Below are 17712 nucleotides of genomic sequence, written 5' to 3' on the forward strand. Positions count from 1 at the left end.
AGGCCCCGCCCGGGAGCGCCTTAGTAGGCGGCGCGGAAGATGGCGACCACTTCCTCATGGCTGGGCTGCACCGGGTTGGTCAGGCCGCAGGCGTCCTTCATGGCATTGCCGGCCAGCACCGGGAAGTCTTCCTCCTTCACCCCGAGGCCGGCCAGGCCGGCGGGAATGCCCACCTGCTCCGCCAGGGCCACGATGGCCTGGATGGCGCGGTCGGCACCTTCCTCATCGGTTAAATAATCCACGTCCTGGCCCAGGGCGGCGGCGATGTCCTTCAGCCGGGTGGCGGCGGCGCGGCGGTTGAAGCGCTGCACATGGGGCAGCAGTATGGCATTGCAGACCCCGTGGGGCAGGTCGTAGAAGCCACCCAACTGGTGCGCCATAGCGTGCACATAGCCCAGGGAGGCGTTGTTGAAGGCCATGCCCGCCAGCAACTGGGCGTAGGCCATCTGGTTGCGGGCCGCCATGTCGCTGCCGTCCGCCACCGCCCGGGCCAGGTTTTGGCTGATCAGGGTCACCGCCTTCAGTGCACAGGCGTCGGTGATGGGGTTGGCGGCGGTGGACACATAGGCTTCCACCGCGTGGGTGAGGGCATCCATGCCGGTGGCCGCGGTCAGCGATTTGGGCATCTTCTTCATCAGTTCGGGATCGTTGACCGACATGATGGGGGTGACGTGCTTGTCGACGATGGCCATCTTGATGTGGGTATGCTCGTCGGTGATGATGCAGAAGCGGGTGATTTCCGAGGCGGTGCCGGCGGTGGTGTTGATGGCCACCAGCGGCAGCTGGGGCTTGGCGGACTTGTCCACTCCCTCGTAGTCGCGGATGTCGCCGCCGTTGCTGGCCACCAGGGCGATGGCCTTGGCGCAGTCGTGGGGCGAGCCGCCGCCGAGGGAGATCACCGAGTCGCAGCCCTGTTGCCGCAGCAGTTCAAGCCCCGCCTCCACGTTGCCGGTGGTGGGGTTGGCCTGTACCTGGTCGAAGATGCTGGCCTGGATATCCTGGGCCGCCAGGGCCTGCTGCAACTGGCCGGCATAGCCCAGCTCCACCAGCGGTTTGTCGGTGACGATCAGGGCGTGACAGAATCCGGACTGGCTCAGTTTGGTTACCGCCTGCTCTACCGCGCCGGCGCCGATAAGGTTGACGGACGGCATATAGAAAGTAGCTGTAGTCATGATGCTTCCCTACGTTGTTTCAGGTTAAGTATGTGGCCGCCTCTCCCCTGCGACCGGATAAAAACCGTGCTCTTTAAATGGGCACCGGCACTGCTAATGCTCGGGCCAGGCTATCGCCACGCCAACACGCAGCAAGTACATCCCTGTATGCTCGACGATGGCATCCCTGCCATCGACGGTTGGCTTAGGCAACAGCCTGCCCCTCTTGACTGTTCTGCATTACCGCGGCAGTACCTGTTATCAGAAGAAACCGAGCGGGTTGCTGTCGTAGCTCACCAGCAGGTTCTTGGTCAGCTGGTAGTGATCCAGCATCATCTTGTGGGTTTCGCGGCCGATGCCGGACTTCTTGTAGCCGCCGAAGGCGGCGTGGGCCGGATAGGCGTGGTAGCAGTTCATCCAGATGCGTCCGGCCTGGATACCCCTGGCCATGCGGTAGGCGCGGTTCACATCCCGGGTCCAGACCCCGGCGCCCAGGCCGAACTCGGTGTCGTTGGCAATGGCCAGGGCTTCGGCCTCGTCCTTGAAGCGGGTCACTCCCACCGCCGGGCCGAAGATCTCTTCCTGGAACACCCGCATCTTGTTGTCGCCCTGGAAGATGGTGGGCTGGATATAGAAGCCGTTTTCCAGGCCGCTGATGCGGTTGGCCTGGCCACCGAGCAGCATGCGCGCACCTTCGTCCCGGCCGATCTGCATGTAGCTCAGGATCTTCTCGAACTGTTCCTGGGACGCCTGGGCCCCGACCTGGGTCTCGGTATCCAGCGGGTTGCCCTGCTTGATCTGGCGGCCGCGCACCAGCACCCGCTCCATGAAGTCGTCGAAGATGCTGTCCTGCACCAGGGCCCGGGACGGACAGGTGCAAACCTCGCCCTGGTTGAAGAAGGTGAGCAGCATGCCCTCGATGCACTTGTCGACGAACTCCGGCTCGTAGCGCATCACGTCTTCGAAGAAGATGTTGGGCGACTTGCCGCCCAGCTCCACGGTGGAGGGGATCAGCCGCTCGGCCGCCGCCTTGAGAATATGGATGCCGACCGGGGTGGAGCCGGTAAAGGCCAGTTTGGCGATGCCCGGGTGGCGCAGTATGGCCTCGCCCGCTTCCCGGCCCAGGCCGTTGACCACGTTGATCACGCCCGGGGGCAGCAGGTCGCCAATCAGCTCCATCATCACCAGGATGGAAGCCGGGGTCTGCTCGGCGGGCTTCAACACGGTACAGCAGCCCGAGGCCAGCACCGGCGCCAGTTTCCAGGCCGCCATCAGCAGCGGGAAGTTCCAGGGGATGATCTGCCCCACCACGCCCACCGGCTCGTGGAAGTGATAGGAGGCGGTGCTGGCGTCCAGCTCGGCGGCGGTGCCTTCCTGGGCACGGATGGCGCCGGCGAAGTAGCGGAAGTGATCCACCACCAGCGGGATGTCGGCGGCCAGGGTCTCGCGCACCGCCTTGCCGTTGTCCCAGGTTTCCGCCACCGCCAGCAGCTCGCGGTTCTGCTCGATGCGATCGGCGATGCGCAGCATGATGTTGGCCCGCTCCGCCACGGCGGTTTTGCTCCAGGTCGCGAAGGCCTGCTGGGCCGCCTGCACCGCCAGATCGATGTCCTGGGCATCGGAGCGGGGCACCTCGCAGAACACGGCACCGTTCACCGGCGAGACGTTTTCCATGTAGCGGCCGCTCACCGGCTCGCGCCATTGACCGCCGATAAAGTTCTGGTAGCGGGCCTTGAAGTTGACCACGGCTCCGGCTTGTCCTGGTTGCTGATAAATCATCACGGCTCTCCTTGCGGGTAATCTCGGTTGACGTTGACGCCAGTCGGCGTTTGCAAACAGGTAGGTGCAAGGTCGGTGCCAGTTGTTGCAGATCAAGCAAACAAGGTTAAAAAGTCGTTACAATTGGGCCTTCTAAAGACTAACCTAAGGGAGTCCGCTCCCCGGTTGGCAAGGCGCTTTGTCCAGGGTCTGGACAGGGTGTTCAGTACAGGTGTTCAGTTTCTTAACAGGCAGGGACCATGACCATCAGCACAGTGCTTACTCAGCCCCAGGATCTGGCTTTACTCGAACGTTCATGGCAACGAAGCCGCGACTACGGCCTGCTCCAGGCCGGTCGCTCCGATCCCCGCTGCCTGCCGCCCTCGGCCCTGAACCAGAAACAGCAACAACACGAGTTGCTGCTGCGCTACCTCCGCCACAGCCTGCCGCTGTTCGAACAACTGCAGCAGGGCCGCCACTGTCGGTTGATCTTCGCCGATGCCGAGGGCACCATCCTCTTTACCAGCGGTGATCCCCACTTCGGCAGCAAGGCCCAGAAGATGGCCCTGGCCAGCGGCGCCAGCTGGCACGAGCAGAGCATGGGCACCAACGCCATCGGCACCGCCCTGAGTGAACAGAAAGAAATCTGCATCCTGGGCAATCAGCATTTTCTGGCCGCCAACCAGGGTATCAGCTGCAGCGCCAGCCCGGTGCTGTCGCCGAGCGGCGAGCTGCTGGGGGTGATCGACATCTCCAGCGAGGCCGGGGAACACGGCCAGGACATGATGCTGACCGCCCGGCTGATGGCCCTGTCGGTGGAAAACGCCCTGGTGATGAACCACGACGACACCCACTGGATCCTGAGCCTGGCACCCGATGCAGGCAGCCTGCAGCAGCCCTGGTCCGGCATCATCGCCCTGCGGGAAGACGGCCAGCTGCTGGGCGCCAACCGCAGCGCCCGCCACTGGCTGCCGGAGTTGGACCTTCCCGCCATGCTGAGCGATCTGCGCCAGGGCGAGCTCACTCCGGTGGGCTCGGGGTTGGCCCTGCTGAGCCGCCAGCCCGGGCGACGCCCGGCTTCCCGCCCCGCGCCTGAGGCGAGCTCGGGCCTGGAGAGCACCGCCCTCAAGCTGATGGCCCGCTGCATTCCGCTGCTGATCCAGGGCGAAACCGGCACCGGCAAGGATCACCTGGTACGCCGCCTGCACCGGCAGAGCGGCCGGGCCCAGGGTCCGCTGGTGGCGGTGAACTGCGGTGCCCTGCCCGCCGAGCTGCTCGAAGCCGAGCTGTTCGGCTACCTGCCCGGCGCCTTCACCGGCGGCAGCCGTCAGGGCCGCCCCGGCTATATCCGCGCCGCCCAGGGCGGCATCCTGTTCCTGGACGAGATCGGCGAGCTGCCGCTGGCGGCCCAGACCCGGCTGCTGCGGGTATTGCAGGAAAAGGCGGTGACCCCGCTCGGCAGCCATGCCCCCGAGCCGGTGGACTTTCAACTGGTGGCGGCCAGCCACCGGAACCTGGCCGCCATGGTGACGGACGGCGGCTTTCGCCAGGATCTGTACTTTCGGATGAACGGCTTTTCACTGTGCCTGCCGCCGCTGCGGGACTATAGCCATGACGACTTCGTGCGGCTGGTGCACACCCTGCTGGCGGAGCTGGAGGAAGAGGTAGCGTTGGACGAGACCGCGCTGAATCTGCTCGGCGCCTACCACTGGCCGGGCAATGTCCGCCAGCTGAAACAGGTGCTGGAAGTAGCGGCGGTGCTGGCCGACGGCGGCCCTATCACTCCGGCCCAGTTGCCCGAGTTGCCGAATTTCGAGGAGAATGCCAAGGCCGGCCCGGCCACGGGGGATTTAAAATCCCTCGCCGACAGATTGATAGTGCAGACCCTGGACGAGTGCGGCGGCAACGTCAGCGCCGCCGCCCGCCGCCTCAAGGTGAGCCGCACCACCCTCTATGCCCGGCTCAAGGCGCTGAAGGGCAATTAAGCCAGCACTTCCCGCTCCAGGGACGACAGGACCCGGGTCACCTCCATGCTGGCCTGCTCCATCGCCTCCAGGCACGCCAGCCCCTGTTGCCGATTGCCGGCGGCAAAGGCCTGCAAGGCCCTGGTCCCCTCGCCGTGTACCCGCTTGTGGCTGGCCTCCAGGCTCTTGAACGCCGGCAGGTGGCTGTACAGCCTGGCACCGCGCCCCTCGTAATACCATTTGCCCAGCCGACACTCGGTATGGGTGCTCACGCCCTGACCGAACTGGCGCTGCTCGATGCGCTGGTAGATATCGGTTTTCCACACCGCATGATCCAGTTTCACCGCCTCCAGGAAGGCGGTGGCGGCGTTGCGCTGGATCACCAGCCGCATGCCCTCGGCGTGGGTCAGCACCTCGCGGGTGACTTCGTCGATCTGCTGGGCGGAGGCGGAGATGTCATCCGTGCTCTCCAGCGACTGGCTGACCATGGTGTTGATGGCCCTGCTCTGCTCCAGCACCTGCTGCACCAGCTTGTTGATATTGCCGCTGGCCTCGTGGGCCTTGCCCGCCAAGGTACGTACCTCGTCGGCCACCACCGCGAAGCCCCGGCCCTGCTCGCCGGCCCGGGCCGCCTCGATGGCGGCGTTGAGTGCCAGCAGGTTGGTCTGCTCCGAGATTTCCTGGATCACCGAGACGAAGTTGCTGATCCTGCCGGCGGTGTCGGTGAGCACCGCCGCGCTCTCGGCGCTGTGCCCGACCTCGGTGTTGATCGCCACGGCGCGCTGCTGGAGCACATCGGTCGCCTGGTAGGTGTGGGCAAAGACGCCTTCCATCTCGGTCAGCTTCTCCCGCTCGCCCAGCAGGGACTCGGCATTGGACACCATGCCCTCGCGGATGGCGGACAGCATGTCGGCGCCCTGCAGCACCACCTGCACCAGCTGATGGGCCAGCTGATGGCTTGATTTCAGCTCGTCGAGCTCGGCTTTGAGCGCCGTTATCCTGCTTTCCTTGGCCAACAGGCGCGTTTCATAGTCCGCCACCTGGGCGGCCAGTTGCAGCTCCAGCTCTAGTACCCGTTTCTTGATCTTGCCCGCAAACATGCTTTCCCCTGTGGTGATAGCGTCCCGATTGACGCCATTAGGTACCATTTAAGTAGTAACCACAATATCATCCGCAGCAACAAGGCAGGTTTTTAACGGTTCTGTGAAGATAAGAGCAAAAAACGGGGAAAAGACGACATTGGCGGCGGATACGGGGCCGCCGGGCCCCATAAGATTGACTAGATGTCGCTGCGGGGATACTTGGCGAATTCGCGGGAGATGTCGGCGTACAGCTCCACCGCCCACAGCGGCAGATGGGAGGCGAAACCGTCCAGCGGCTTTTTGCGCGGATCGTGCGGGGCGATGACCACCGAGGCCCGTTCGGTGCCGATGGTATTCACCAGCACGAACAGCTCTTCGATGGCGATATCGCCGACCGCCAGGCACCCGGTCGACTGTGCCTTGCCGTGGATGTAGATATCTCCGCCCGGATTGGAACGGCCTTCTTTGGCGGCCCGCATCAAATCGTAGGAATTGGGGTAATTCAGCCGCATCGACAGATGAAACTGGCTGTTGGGGTTGAGGTGGGTAATGCGGTAGATGCCTTCCGGCACCTGCTTGTCGCCTTCGCGCAACTTGGGCCCGGGGCCACCGCTGGCCTTGCGGATGGGATAGCTGCGAATAAATTTGAAGTCGCCGTCGTTGCGGGCCCACAGCTCCAGCGCTTTTTCTTCCTTGGTGGCCAGCAGCACGATTTCCTGCGGCGGGTACTCCATCTCGGCCCGCATAAAATGGGGCTTCATGCGTATTTCCGCCAGGGGGCCATAGGCAGCCAGCACATTGTCGATGCTGCCGTGATAGAGGTCGGCGGCAGCCGGAGCGGGATTCACTAAAGCGGCCAAAAGCAGGGCTGAAGCAGAAAATCCATTTAAAAGGCGCATAAGCGATAACAAGTCTGATGGAAAACCGATAAGGAAATGATAGCCCGGGGCGGGGCCGGTTGGAATCCGGCAACGGGAAAATAATTGATGGCGGCAAGAGTGAGGGAAGTATTGCTATCCGGCCGGCACGGGTCAGTTTTGGGCGCAGCAAAACCCGATCCGGCCCGGCGCCGATTGCCCAAACCCGCCCTGGCGCCGACAATAACGGTTTGACGTCTCAACCCCGGAAAGACGATGTTCAAGCCTGCCATGCTGCTGTTGGCCCCGGCGCTGCTCCTGAGCGGCTGTGCCGGCCTGGAACTGCCCTATTACGGCGGTGACACCAAGCGGGTGTCGGCCCGCACGCCCGGCGTCGCCGTTACCCGGGAAAGTCCGCCCGCCCTGAGCAGCGTGGCGTTCATCTCCGATTCACGCTTTGACCGGGTCCGCGCCCGGCAATGCGCCGGTGAGCTGCTCACACCGCCGGCGGAAAAGGAGGACATCATCGAATACACCGGGGAGGATCTGCTGAAGGCCCGGGGCGAGATCGCGCTGGAGGAAATGCAATACGCCGTGCTGCCCACCCATTACCGGATCAGATTCCGGCTGGCCGCGCTGGCCCACCACAACGGCATTACCTACGGCTTCAACCATCTGCAGCTGGCCCGGGAAAGCGACTGGGGCCTCGGCGGCCACGATTTCCAACCCCTGCCCCCCTCCGGCGCCGACGCCGACAAGGTCTACCGGGCACTGCAAGCCTTGTATCAGGAACTGGACAGCTGTATCGCCGGCTGAGGTGATACCACTTGCGATGTTGGAATCGACTAAAACACCTGAAAAGGGTTGAAAGTATTCCCCACCAATATTCCTCGGGAATCCCCCAACGCATTTCGTGTTAGTGCTCGTTAACCAGGAAAGCCGTATGCTTGATGGTGCCCGGAGCCGGACTTGAACCGGCACGCTGTTACCAGCGAGGGATTTTAAATCCCTTGTGTCTACCGATTTCACCATCCGGGCGTAGACGTACTGAGGAAATTTGGAGGCGCGTAGCGGAGTCGAACCGCTCTAAACGGATTTGCAATCCGCTGCATAACCGCTTTGCTAACGCGCCGAAAGAGGTCATTTAGATGCTGAGCATTCTAATGACCGGGGCCTGCCAGTCAACTTTAATCTGGATTTTTCGATTCGTTCGCACACTTTTTATGCGCAAGGCCCCATTTTGGCAATCGGGCCGGGCTGCCGGTCAGCGTGCCCCGGTCAAGTCGCCCCAGGCGGCTTTCAGGTAGTCGTAGGCCGAGGCCAGGGTCAGGCCGGTGGCCACGTACAGCAGCAGGTAGCTGGCCCAGATCATGTAGATGCTCTGCTGCCAGATAAGGCCGATCAGCGCCAGCATCTGGATGGTGGTCTTCCACTTGCCTATCCAGCTCACCGCCACCCGCGCGCGCTGACCGATCTCCGCCATCCATTCGCGTAGGGCCGAGATGATGATCTCCCGCCCGATCATGAACATGGCGGGAATGGTCACCAGCGGGCTGCTGTAGTCTTCCACTATCAGAACCAGGGCGCTGGCCACCATCACCTTGTCGGCCACCGGATCGAGAAAGGCGCCGAAGGGCGTGCTCTGCTCGAGCTGACGGGCCAGGAAGCCGTCGAACCAGTCGGTCACCGCCGCCAGGGTGAATACCGCCGCCGCCCAGAAATAGGCCCAGTCGAACGGCAGATAGAACAGAACGATAAAAACCGGGATCAGCAGGAGTCGGAAAAAAGTCAGGGAATTAGGGACGTTTATCATTGTTATTCAAGCCATAGGATGATGCTGTTACATGGTGCATGATGAATCTCAGTGATGCAACGCATCATGTATTTTTTCTGCCAGCGCTTCGCTGATCCCCGGCACCTTGGCCAGTTCGTCCACGCTGGCCCGTTGCACCTCCTGCAGGCCACCCAGGTATTTCAACAACGCCTGGCGGCGCTTGGCTCCCACCCCGGGAATCGACTCCAGGGTGCTGGTGGTGCGTACCTTGCCCCGCTGGGCCCGGTGCCCGGTAATGGCGAAACGGTGGGATTCGTCGCGGATGTGCTGGATCAGGTGCAGCGCCGGCAGGTCGGCGGGCAAATGCCGCTCTTGGTGGCTGCCGCCCATGACGAGCGTCTCCAGCCCCGGCTTGCGGGTCACGCCCTTGGCCACGCCAACAAGCAGCGGCTTGCACGGGCTGTCCGCCAGTTCCCGGGCCACCACCTCTTCCGCCCGGGCCAGTTGGCCCAGGCCGCCGTCGATAAACAGCAGGTCGGGCAGCTTGTCCACATCGGCCTGGCGGAAACGCCGACTCAGCGCCTGCTCCATGGCGGCGTAGTCGTCGCCGGGGGTGATGCCGCCGATGTTGAAGCGGCGGTATTCGCTTTTCAGCGGCCCGTCCTGGTTGAACACCACGCAGGAGGCCACCGTCTTTTCCCCCATGGTATGGGAGATGTCGAAACATTCCATGCGGCCGATGTCGGTGACCGCCAGTACTTCTTCCAGCTGCTTGAGCCGCTGGCGCTGGGTGCTCTTGTGGGCCAGCCGGCTGGCCAGGGCGCTCTGGGCGTTGGTTTGCGCCAGCTTGATAAAGCGGGCCCGCTCGGCACGCAGCCGGCTGCGCAGCTTCACCCGCCGCTGGTAATGCTGGCTCAGGGTATCGCTCAGCACTTCCTCATCGGGCAGGCTGCGGTCGAGCAGGATTTCGGCGGGGGCTTCCCGGCCGCCGATACCGGACAGGTAAAACTGCAGCACGAAGCTCTGCAGAATCTCTTCCGGATCCGTGTCCGGCGGCATCCTGGGGAAATAGCTGCGGCTGCCCAGCACCTTGCCCTGGCGGATGAACAGCACCTGCACGCAGGCCAGGCTGCGCTCGGCGGCCAGGCCGATCACGTCCAGGTCGTCCAGCACCTTGCCGCTGACGAACTGCTGCTCCTGCATCCGGCGCAACGCCTGCAACTGGTCGCGAAAGCGCGCCGCCTCCTCGAAGCGCAGCGCCTGGCTGGCCTGCTCCATGCTGTCCGCCAGATCGGTCAGCACCTGCTGGTTCTTGCCCTGCAGGAACAGCCGGGCCAGCTGCACCTGGTGGGCGTATTCCTCGTCGCTGACCAGGCCGGCCACGCAGGGGCCGGCACAGCGCTTGAGCTGGTACATCAGACAGGGCCGGGAGCGGTTGGCGTAAACCCCGTCCTCGCACTGGCGCACCGGAAACAGCTTCTGCATCAGGTGCAGGCTGTCGCGCACCGCCACCCCGCTGGGATAGGGGCCGAAGTATTCGCCCTTGTGCTTGCGCGGCCCGCGGTGGATGCCGATGCGGGGATGACGGTGATCGGTGATGATGATGTAGGGGTAGGACTTGTCGTCCCGCAGCAGCACGTTGTAGCGCGGCAGGTGCTGTTTGATCAGGTTGTGCTCGAGGATCAGCGCCTCGGTTTCGGTGTGGGTCACCGTCACCTGCACATCGGCAATCTGGCGCACCAGGGCGCGGGTCTTCTCGCCGCTGACGTTGCCGCGGAAATAGGAAGACAGCCGCTTCTTCAGGTTTTTCGCCTTGCCCACGTAGATCACCTCCCCGGCGGCGTCATGCATCAGATACACGCCGGGTTGCTCGGTCACCACCTTGAGAAAGGCTTTGGCATCGAAGGAGGGGTTCATGGACCCTTAGATTTTTTCCGCGTCCAGCATGCCGTAGCGGATCGCCAGGTGGGTCAGCTCGACGTCGCCGTTGATGTTGAGCTTGCTGAACAACCGGTAGCGATAGCTGTTGACCGTTTTCGGGCTCAGGTTGAGCTGCTCGGAAATGTCGGTCACCCGCTGCCCCTTGGTGATCATCAGCATGATCTGCAGCTCCCGCTCGGACAGTTGCTTGAACGGGTTTTCCTCGTTGGAAAACTGGCTCAGCGCCATGCGCTGGGCGATTTCCGGCGAGATGTAACGCTGGCCGCTGTTGACCAGGCGAATGGCGTTGATCATTTCTTCCGGCCCGGCGCCCTTGGTCAGGTAGCCGGCGGCCCCCGCCTGCATCACCTTGGTCGGAAAGGGGTTTTCGGTGTGGATGGTTAACACGATGATCTTCACATCCGGGTTGAAGCGCAAGATCTTGCGGGTGGCTTCCAGGCCGCCGATACCCGGCATGTTCATATCCATCAGGATGACGTCGGGGTGGTGTTCCCGGCACCATTGCACGGCCTCTTCGCCGCTCTTGGCCTCCCCCACCACCTTCATTCCCTTGACGTCTTCTAGTATGCGTCGGATCCCTGTGCGCACTAACTCATGGTCATCAACCAGGAATACGTTAATCAAAAGATGTTCTCCGACTGCTGTAGCCTGCGTAGCGTAAAACACGTTCCCGAAGTCGGCATCATAGCGGAAGATGCAGGCGGATAAAACCGCTCGCCAACCGGGGCACACTTTAGTATCAAATCAAGTACATATTGGCAACATAAAGACCGTTTGTCTGGCGGGAATCTCTCAAAAACAAGATAAAAGGCGCCGAAGCGCCTTGATTGTCAGAACTCCTCGGCCAGGGTGGGCAGGTTGCGGTACTCGATATCGGCGGCGGCCTTCAGCGCCTGGATCAGGCTCTGGTATTCCCGCTGTCCCTGAATGCCGCTCTGGCCTTCGCGGATCTGGGCCAGTTGCTCGGACGGCTCGGCCGGGGTGGACACCCGGTTCAGCTTCAGCACCGCCTGATCGCCATTGGCCAAGGGCACGATGCGCAGGCTCGGCTGCTCGCCGGGGCTGGCCATGGCGAACAGGGCATTGAGCAGCTCGGGCTCAAGCTCGCGGGTTTCGCGGGAAACGCCGTTCAGCGTTTCCACGCTCAGCGCCTGCTCAGACAGCCACTGCCCCTGCTCGCCCTCGCTCCAGGCCTGCTGCAGCGCCTGGGCGGACTCGGCCGCCAGCGTCTCGGCCCTGGCGGCGGCGGCCAGCTCCAGCGCCAGCTCCTCGACCTCGGCAAAATCGCGCACCGCGGCGGGCCTGTGCTCGATCACATGGATGACGGCGGCCTTGTTGTCCCCCAGTTCAATCAGATCCGAGTTCATGCCCTGCTCCCGCAGGCGCTCGGAGAAGGCCTCGGACAGCAGGCGCGGATCATTGATGGCGGCCGGCGCCTCTACGGCGGAGAAGTAATCGGTGGACTGGATCTCCAGCCCCAGCTCCTGGGCCGCCATGTCCAGCGAGTCGGGAAACTCGAAAGCCAGCTCGGCCAGGCGCTGTTCCTGCTCGTAGAAGGCGTTGGCGGCCTGCTCCCGGGCCAGGCGCTCGGCGATGGCGTCACGCACCTCGGCCAGCGGCCGGGTCTGCCCGGGCCGGACGTCCAGCAAGGTGATCAGGTGCAGGCCGAATTCGCTCTCCACCACCTCGGACACCTCGCCCACTTCGTCCAGGGCGAAGGCCGCGGAGTCGAAGGCCGGATCCATGGTGCCCTGCTCCATCCACTCCAGCTCGCCGCCGTTGCCGCCGGAGAACACATCGTCCGATTCACTCTCCGCCAACGCGGCGAACGACTCGCCGGCGGCCAGGCGATCGGCAATGGCCTGGATTTTCTGCCTCGCCTCGTCCCCCTTGTTGACCATGATATGAGCCAGCTTGCGCTGCTCGGGCTGGCTGTAGCTCGCCTGGTTAGCCTGGTAATAGGCCTCAATCGCCTGCTCGTCGATCTCGTCGCCGGAGAGGGCGCCCGCATCCAGCAGCAGGTAGTTGATCTTCACCTGCTCGGGGCGCTGGAAGCGCTCGGGATGCTGCTGATAGTAGGCCTGGGCATCGTCGCTGCTCGGCTCGACCCGGGCGATGAAATCGGCCAGGGGCAGGCGCACCAGCTCGGCGTCCCGCTGCTGGCGGCTCAGCCGATCCAGCCAGCCGGCTTCCGCTTCCAGGGTGAAGCTGGATCCCACCAGGGCATTGAGCAGCAGTTGCCGGCTGATGTCCTGGCGCACGCTGTCACGCAGTTGCTCGGCGCTGAGGCCGCTACGGGCCAGCAGTTGCAGGTAGCGGTCGTTGTCGAACCGGCCGTCCTGCTGGAACTCCGGCAGGGCGCGGATGGCGTTGCGCACCTGCTCATCGCTGGCGCGCAGGCCCAGTTCCTGCACCTTCTGATCGAGCAGCCGCTGCTCCACCATCTGCTCCAGCACGGAGCGACGGATCTGCGCCACATACTGGGGATCCCCCAGCAACTGGCTGAACTGGGTGCCCAGCTGGTTTTCCAACCGGGCCCGCTCGTTGCGGTAGGCGTTTTCCAGCGCCTGGGCGCTGATCTCGTCGCCGTTGACCACGGCCGCCACTTCCTGCGCCGGCCGGGAGACATAGCTGCCCACCCCGGCCAGGGCGAAGGATAAGATAATCAGTACGAGGATGACTTTGGAGACGGTGCTTTGGGCTCCCGCTCTTAGCTTGTCAAAAAACATAAAGTGTCGTTGCTCCCGATAGACGGTCGTGCCGCCTTATCCGAAAAAAAAGCGCACCTCGAGATGCGCCCTGTTCGGATCATGACCTGCTGGACCCGAAGTCCAAGTAAGGGGTCGCTTAGTTGACGGCGTCTTTCAGCGCTTTGCCGGCCTTGAACGCCGGGGTCTTGGCGGCGGCGATCTCGATGGCGGCGCCGGTTTGCGGGTTGCGGCCGGTGCGGGCGGCACGCTCGCGCACCTCGAAGGTACCGAAGCCCACCAGAGACACGGACTCGCCTTCTTTCAGAGAATCGGAGATCGCATCCACGAAGGCGTCCAGAGCACGGCCGGCGGCGGCTTTGGTGATGTCGGCGCCGTCGGCGATTTTATCGATCAGTTGAGATTTATTCACAGTCATTCCCCTTGTCGTTATTTTTGCGTTGGTCTGATGACGCAACCCTAACCTGATATCGTTATTTGGTTGAAAGCCGGGTTCTGGCCCGGCCGTTTGTCTCGTATCGGAGGCGGCATATTCCCCGCCGCGCCCCGGGTCAGATGAAATCCACCCAAGGCTACTGCGAGTCATGGCCGCTGACAAGCCTGAAACCGTGACTTGGGCGCAAAAAGCCTAAGCCGATGCGACAGAAAAGCCTTCCGGCGGCTGTTCCAGCGCCAGCTCCAGCACTTCCTCTATCCAGCGCACCGGATGGATCTCCAGATCCTGCTTCACGTTGGCCGGAATTTCTTCCAGATCCCGCTCGTTCTCCTTGGGGATCAGCACCCGCTTGATGCCGCCGCGGTGGGCCGCCAGCAGCTTCTCCTTGAGGCCACCGATAGGCAGTACTTCGCCGCGCAGGGTGATCTCGCCGGTCATGGCCACGTCGGCCCGCACCGGGTTACCGGTCAGGCTGGACACCAGGGCGGTGCACATGGCGATACCGGCACTGGGGCCGTCCTTGGGGGTGGCGCCTTCCGGCACGTGCACATGGATGTCGCGCTTCTCGTGAAAGTCAGCGTTGATGCGCCATTTTTCCGCCCGGGAGCGCACCACCGTCATCGCCGCCTGGATGGATTCCTGCATCACGTCGCCGAGCGAGCCGGTATAGGTGAGCTTGCCCTTGCCGGCCACGTTGGCCACTTCGATGGTCAGCAGGTCGCCGCCCACCTCGGTCCAGGCCAGGCCGGTCACCTGCCCCACCTGGTTGTGATCTTCCGCCTTGCCGTAGTCGAAGCGGTGCACGCCCAGGTAGTTCTTCAAGTTGTCCTGGTTGATCACCACCTGCTTGAGATCCTTGTTAAGCAGTATCTCCTTCACCGCCTTGCGGCACAGCTTGGAGATTTCCCGCTCCAGGCTGCGCACCCCGGCTTCCCGGGTGTAGTAGCGGATAATGCCGATGATGGCCGAGTCTTCCACCACCACTTCATTTTCCTTCAGGCCGTTGCGGCTGATCTGTTTGGACAGCAGGTGGCGCTTGGCGATGTTGAGCTTCTCGTCCTCGGTGTAGCCGGACAGCCGGATCACCTCCATCCGGTCGAGCAGCGGACCCGGAATGTGCATGGAGTTGGAGGTAGCCACGAACATCACGTCGGACAGATCGTAGTCCACCTCCAAGTAATGGTCGTTGAAGCTGTGGTTCTGCTCCGGATCCAGCACCTCCAGCAGGGCCGAGGCCGGATCGCCACGCATGTCGGAGGACATCTTGTCGATTTCGTCCAGCAGGAACAGCGGGTTGCGCACCCCGACCTTGGCCATTTTCTGGATCAGCTTGCCGGGCATGGAGCCGATATAGGTACGGCGGTGGCCGCGGATTTCCGCCTCGTCCCGTACCCCGCCGAGCGCCATACGCACATACTTGCGGCCGGTGGCCCTGGCGATGGACTGACCGAGGGAGGTCTTGCCCACCCCGGGCGGGCCCACCAGGCACAGGATGGGACCTTTCAGCTTGTTGATCCGGCTCTGCACCGCCAGGTATTCGATGATGCGTTCCTTGACCTTTTCCAGGCCGTAGTGATCGGCGTCCAGGGTTTCCTCGGCCTTGGCCAGGTCTTTCTTCACCTTGGAGCGCTTCTTCCAGGGCACCGAGATCATCCAGTCGATATAGCCGCGCACCACCGTGGCTTCCGCCGACATCGGCGACATCATCTTCAGCTTGGCCAGCTCCGCCTCGGTTTTCTGCCGGGCTTCGTCGGTCATGCCGGCCTCTTCGATTTTCTGTTGCAGCGCTTCGAATTCGTCGGGCACGTCGTCCAGCTCACCCAGCTCTTTCTGGATGGCCTTCATCTGTTCGTTGAGATAGTACTCGCGCTGGCTCTTTTCCATCTGCTTCTTGACCCGGGCGCGGATGCGGCGCTCGACCTGCAGCAGATCGATCTCCGACTCCATCATCGCCATCAGGTACTCCAGGCGCTCGCCCACCTGGGCGATTTCCAGCACCTTCTGCTTGTCTTCCAGCTTGAGCGGCATGTGGGCCGCCATGGTGTCGGCCAGGCGCGCCGCGTCCTCAATGGCGGACAGGGAGGTCAGCACCTCGGGCGGGATCTTCTTGTTGAGCTTGATGTAGCCTTCAAACTGGGTGATGGCCGAACGCACCAGCACTTCCTGCTCGCGCTCGTCCAGCGGCTCGGTGGCCAGGTACTGGGCCTCGGCCACGAAGTAGCCGTCGTGCTCGCGCAACTGCTCCAGCCGGGCCCGCTGGCCCCCTTCCACCAGCACCTTGACGGTGCCGTCGGGCAGCTTGAGCAGCTGCAGCACGTTGGCCACGGTGCCGACCTGGTAGAGGTCATCGGCCCCAGGATCATCGGTCGAGGCATCTTTCTGCGCGATCAGCAGCACCTTCTTGTCCTGCTCCATGGCCGCTTCCAGGCAGCGGATGGACTTTTCCCGTCCCACGAACAGCGGGATCACCATATGGGGATACACAACCACGTCACGGAGAGGCAGGACGGGGGTTTCGATGCGTTCGGAACGCTCTAGGGTCATAGTGTCCTCTCGGCTTGAATGCAATTTATTAGCGCTTGGGCAGTATATGGGGGCGGGATCGCAAGATTCAATCGCCGCGGGCGGAAAAACAGAAAAAGGGGCCTAAAGCCCCTTTTGACTGTTCAAAAATAGCCCGCCTCAGTCGCCGGAAGCGGCCTGGGCTTCCCCTTTCTGGTAGATGAGAATGGGGTCGGACTCGCCCTTGATCACGGTTTCGTCGATCACCACCTTGGCCACGTCGTCCACCGAGGGCAGATCGTACATGGTGTTGAGCAGCACGCCTTCCACGATGGAACGCAGGCCGCGCGCGCCGGTCTTGCGCTCCATCGCCTTGCGGGCAATGGCGCGCAGGGCGTCGTCACGGAACTCCAGTTCCACGTCCTCGAGCGAGAACAGCGCCGCATACTGCTTGGTGAGCGCGTTCTTGGGCTCGGACAGGATCTGCACCAGGGCGTCTTCATCCAGCTCGGTGAGCGTGGCCACCACCGGCAGGCGACCGATGAACTCGGGGATCAGGCCGTATTTGACCAGGTCCTCGGGCTCGACCCGGGTAAAGATCTCGCTCAGGGTGGCCTTGTTGCTCTTGGTTTTCACCTCGGCGCCGAAACCGATGCCGGTGCCCTTGTCCATGCGCTGCTCGATCACCTTGTCCAGGCCGGCGAAGGCGCCGCCGCAGATAAACAGGATCTTGGAGGTATCCACCTGCAGGAACTCCTGCTGGGGATGCTTGCGCCCGCCCTGGGGCGGTACCGAGGCCACGGTGCCCTCGATCAGTTTCAGCAAGGCCTGCTGTACCCCTTCACCGGACACGTCCCGGGTGATGGAGGGGTTGTCGGACTTACGGGAAATCTTGTCGATTTCATCGATGTAGACGATGCCGCGCTGGGCCTTCTCCACGTCGTAGTCGCACTTCTGCAGCAGCTTCTGGATGATGTTCTCCACGTCCTCGCCCACGTAACCGGCTTCGGTCAGGGTGGTGGCGTCGGCCATGGTGAAGGGCACATCCAGCAGCCGGGCCAGGGTTTCGGCCAGCAGGGTCTTGCCCGAGCCGGTGGGACCGATCAGCAGGATGTTGGACTTGCCGAGCTCGACGCCGTCGGTAGAGCCGGCGTTGCGCAGCCGCTTGTAGTGGTTGTACACCGCCACCGCCAGCACTTTCTTGGCGTGGTCCTGACCGATGACATAGTCATCCAGGTGAGCGCGGATCTCATGGGGCGTCGGCAGGGCACTGCCTTCACGCTTGGGTGAAATATCCTTGATCTCTTCCCGGATGATGTCTTCGCACAGCTCGACACACTCGTCACAAATATAGACGGAAGGGCCTGCGATGAGCTTACGCACTTCATGTTGGCTTTTACCGCAAAAAGAACAGTACAGCAGCTTGCCGCCATCCCCTTCGCCCCTGCGTTTATCTGTCATTCAGTCACCTCTTATGCGTACAGGCTGCGGAGCGCTTGCAACTCTCACTAATGAGTGTACAGCACCCCACCCCGCTTT

General features: G+C 63.0%; 13 protein-coding genes, 2 tRNA genes and 1 pseudogene. 2 read left to right on the forward strand and 14 right to left on the reverse strand.

The window, feature by feature from the left end; all coding sequences use genetic code 11:
- Positions 1-20: 20 nt before the first annotated feature.
- Together yiaY and exaC are read right to left on the reverse strand one after the other, a co-directional pair.
- Positions 21-1172, reverse strand: coding sequence for an L-threonine dehydrogenase (gene yiaY / locus C7H85_RS10170; protein WP_106729597.1), 1152 nt, complete (start codon positions 1170-1172; stop codon positions 21-23).
- Between the two features lie 240 nt (positions 1173-1412).
- On the reverse strand, positions 1413-2930 hold the full coding sequence (exaC, locus tag C7H85_RS10175; protein WP_106729598.1) for an acetaldehyde dehydrogenase ExaC: 1518 nt from the start codon (positions 2928-2930) through the stop codon (positions 1413-1415).
- 239 nt (positions 2931-3169) lie between these two features.
- On the opposite strand from exaC, the gene C7H85_RS10180 reads away from it, so the two are divergent.
- Complete coding sequence (locus C7H85_RS10180; protein WP_106729599.1) at positions 3170-4894, forward strand: sigma-54-dependent Fis family transcriptional regulator; 1725 nt, start codon at positions 3170-3172, stop codon at positions 4892-4894.
- On the opposite strand, the gene C7H85_RS20325 is transcribed toward C7H85_RS10180, so the two are convergent.
- The 3 genes and pseudogenes from C7H85_RS20325 to C7H85_RS10190 all read right to left on the reverse strand — a co-directional run bounded on the left by C7H85_RS20325 (position 4891) and on the right by C7H85_RS10190 (position 6803).
- Positions 4891-5265 carry a CZB domain-containing protein gene (locus C7H85_RS20325; protein ID WP_425445067.1) on the reverse strand — a complete coding sequence of 125 codons (375 nt, stop codon included), beginning with the start codon at positions 5263-5265 and terminating at the stop codon, positions 4891-4893. The genes C7H85_RS10180 and C7H85_RS20325 overlap by 4 nt on opposite strands.
- Before the next feature lie 33 nt (positions 5266-5298).
- Positions 5299-5604, reverse strand: a pseudogene (locus tag C7H85_RS20330) (methyl-accepting chemotaxis protein); the annotation flags it as partial.
- Positions 5605-6152: 548 nt separating this feature from the next.
- Positions 6153-6803: a L,D-transpeptidase family protein gene (locus tag C7H85_RS10190; RefSeq protein WP_245879636.1), complete on the reverse strand. Its 651-nt coding sequence runs from the start codon at positions 6801-6803 to the stop codon at positions 6153-6155.
- A gap of 285 nt (positions 6804-7088) precedes the next feature.
- Between C7H85_RS10190 and C7H85_RS10195 the strand changes: the two genes are divergently transcribed.
- On the forward strand, positions 7089-7628 hold the full coding sequence (locus C7H85_RS10195) for a hypothetical protein (RefSeq protein WP_106729601.1): 540 nt from the start codon (positions 7089-7091) through the stop codon (positions 7626-7628).
- A gap of 135 nt (positions 7629-7763) precedes the next feature.
- Here C7H85_RS10195 and C7H85_RS10200 read toward each other — a convergent pair.
- The 9 genes from C7H85_RS10200 to clpX all read right to left on the reverse strand — a co-directional run bounded on the left by C7H85_RS10200 (position 7764) and on the right by clpX (position 17634).
- A tRNA-Leu gene (locus C7H85_RS10200) sits at positions 7764-7850 on the reverse strand.
- Positions 7851-7870: 20 nt separating this feature from the next.
- Positions 7871-7944 (reverse strand) — tRNA-Cys (locus C7H85_RS10205).
- A 132-nt stretch (positions 7945-8076) separates the two neighbouring features.
- Positions 8077-8625: a CDP-diacylglycerol--glycerol-3-phosphate 3-phosphatidyltransferase gene (pgsA, locus tag C7H85_RS10210; RefSeq protein ID WP_106729602.1), complete on the reverse strand. Its 549-nt coding sequence runs from the start codon at positions 8623-8625 to the stop codon at positions 8077-8079.
- A gap of 48 nt (positions 8626-8673) precedes the next feature.
- Positions 8674-10503 carry an excinuclease ABC subunit UvrC gene (gene uvrC, locus C7H85_RS10215; RefSeq protein ID WP_106729603.1) on the reverse strand — a complete coding sequence of 610 codons (1830 nt, stop codon included), beginning with the start codon at positions 10501-10503 and terminating at the stop codon, positions 8674-8676.
- A 6-nt stretch (positions 10504-10509) separates the two neighbouring features.
- On the reverse strand, positions 10510-11151 hold the full coding sequence (uvrY, locus tag C7H85_RS10220) for a UvrY/SirA/GacA family response regulator transcription factor (RefSeq protein ID WP_106729604.1): 642 nt from the start codon (positions 11149-11151) through the stop codon (positions 10510-10512).
- A gap of 206 nt (positions 11152-11357) precedes the next feature.
- Positions 11358-13256 (reverse strand): SurA N-terminal domain-containing protein, encoded by a 1899-nt coding sequence (locus C7H85_RS10225; protein WP_106729605.1) that lies wholly within the window; start codon positions 13254-13256, stop codon positions 11358-11360.
- A 118-nt stretch (positions 13257-13374) separates the two neighbouring features.
- Positions 13375-13647 (reverse strand): HU family DNA-binding protein, encoded by a 273-nt coding sequence (locus C7H85_RS10230; protein WP_106729606.1) that lies wholly within the window; start codon positions 13645-13647, stop codon positions 13375-13377.
- Between the two features lie 216 nt (positions 13648-13863).
- On the reverse strand, positions 13864-16215 hold the full coding sequence (gene lon / locus C7H85_RS10235; RefSeq protein WP_106729607.1) for an endopeptidase La: 2352 nt from the start codon (positions 16213-16215) through the stop codon (positions 13864-13866).
- 138 nt (positions 16216-16353) lie between these two features.
- The gene (gene clpX, locus C7H85_RS10240) at positions 16354-17634 is read right to left on the reverse strand and encodes an ATP-dependent protease ATP-binding subunit ClpX (RefSeq protein ID WP_106729608.1); all 1281 of its coding nucleotides are present in this window, start codon (positions 17632-17634) and stop codon (positions 16354-16356) included.
- Positions 17635-17712: the final 78 nt, after the last annotated feature.

It is taken from the genome of Zobellella endophytica (assembly GCF_003012775.1).
Taxonomy (GTDB): domain Bacteria; phylum Pseudomonadota; class Gammaproteobacteria; order Enterobacterales; family Aeromonadaceae; genus Oceanimonas; species Oceanimonas endophytica.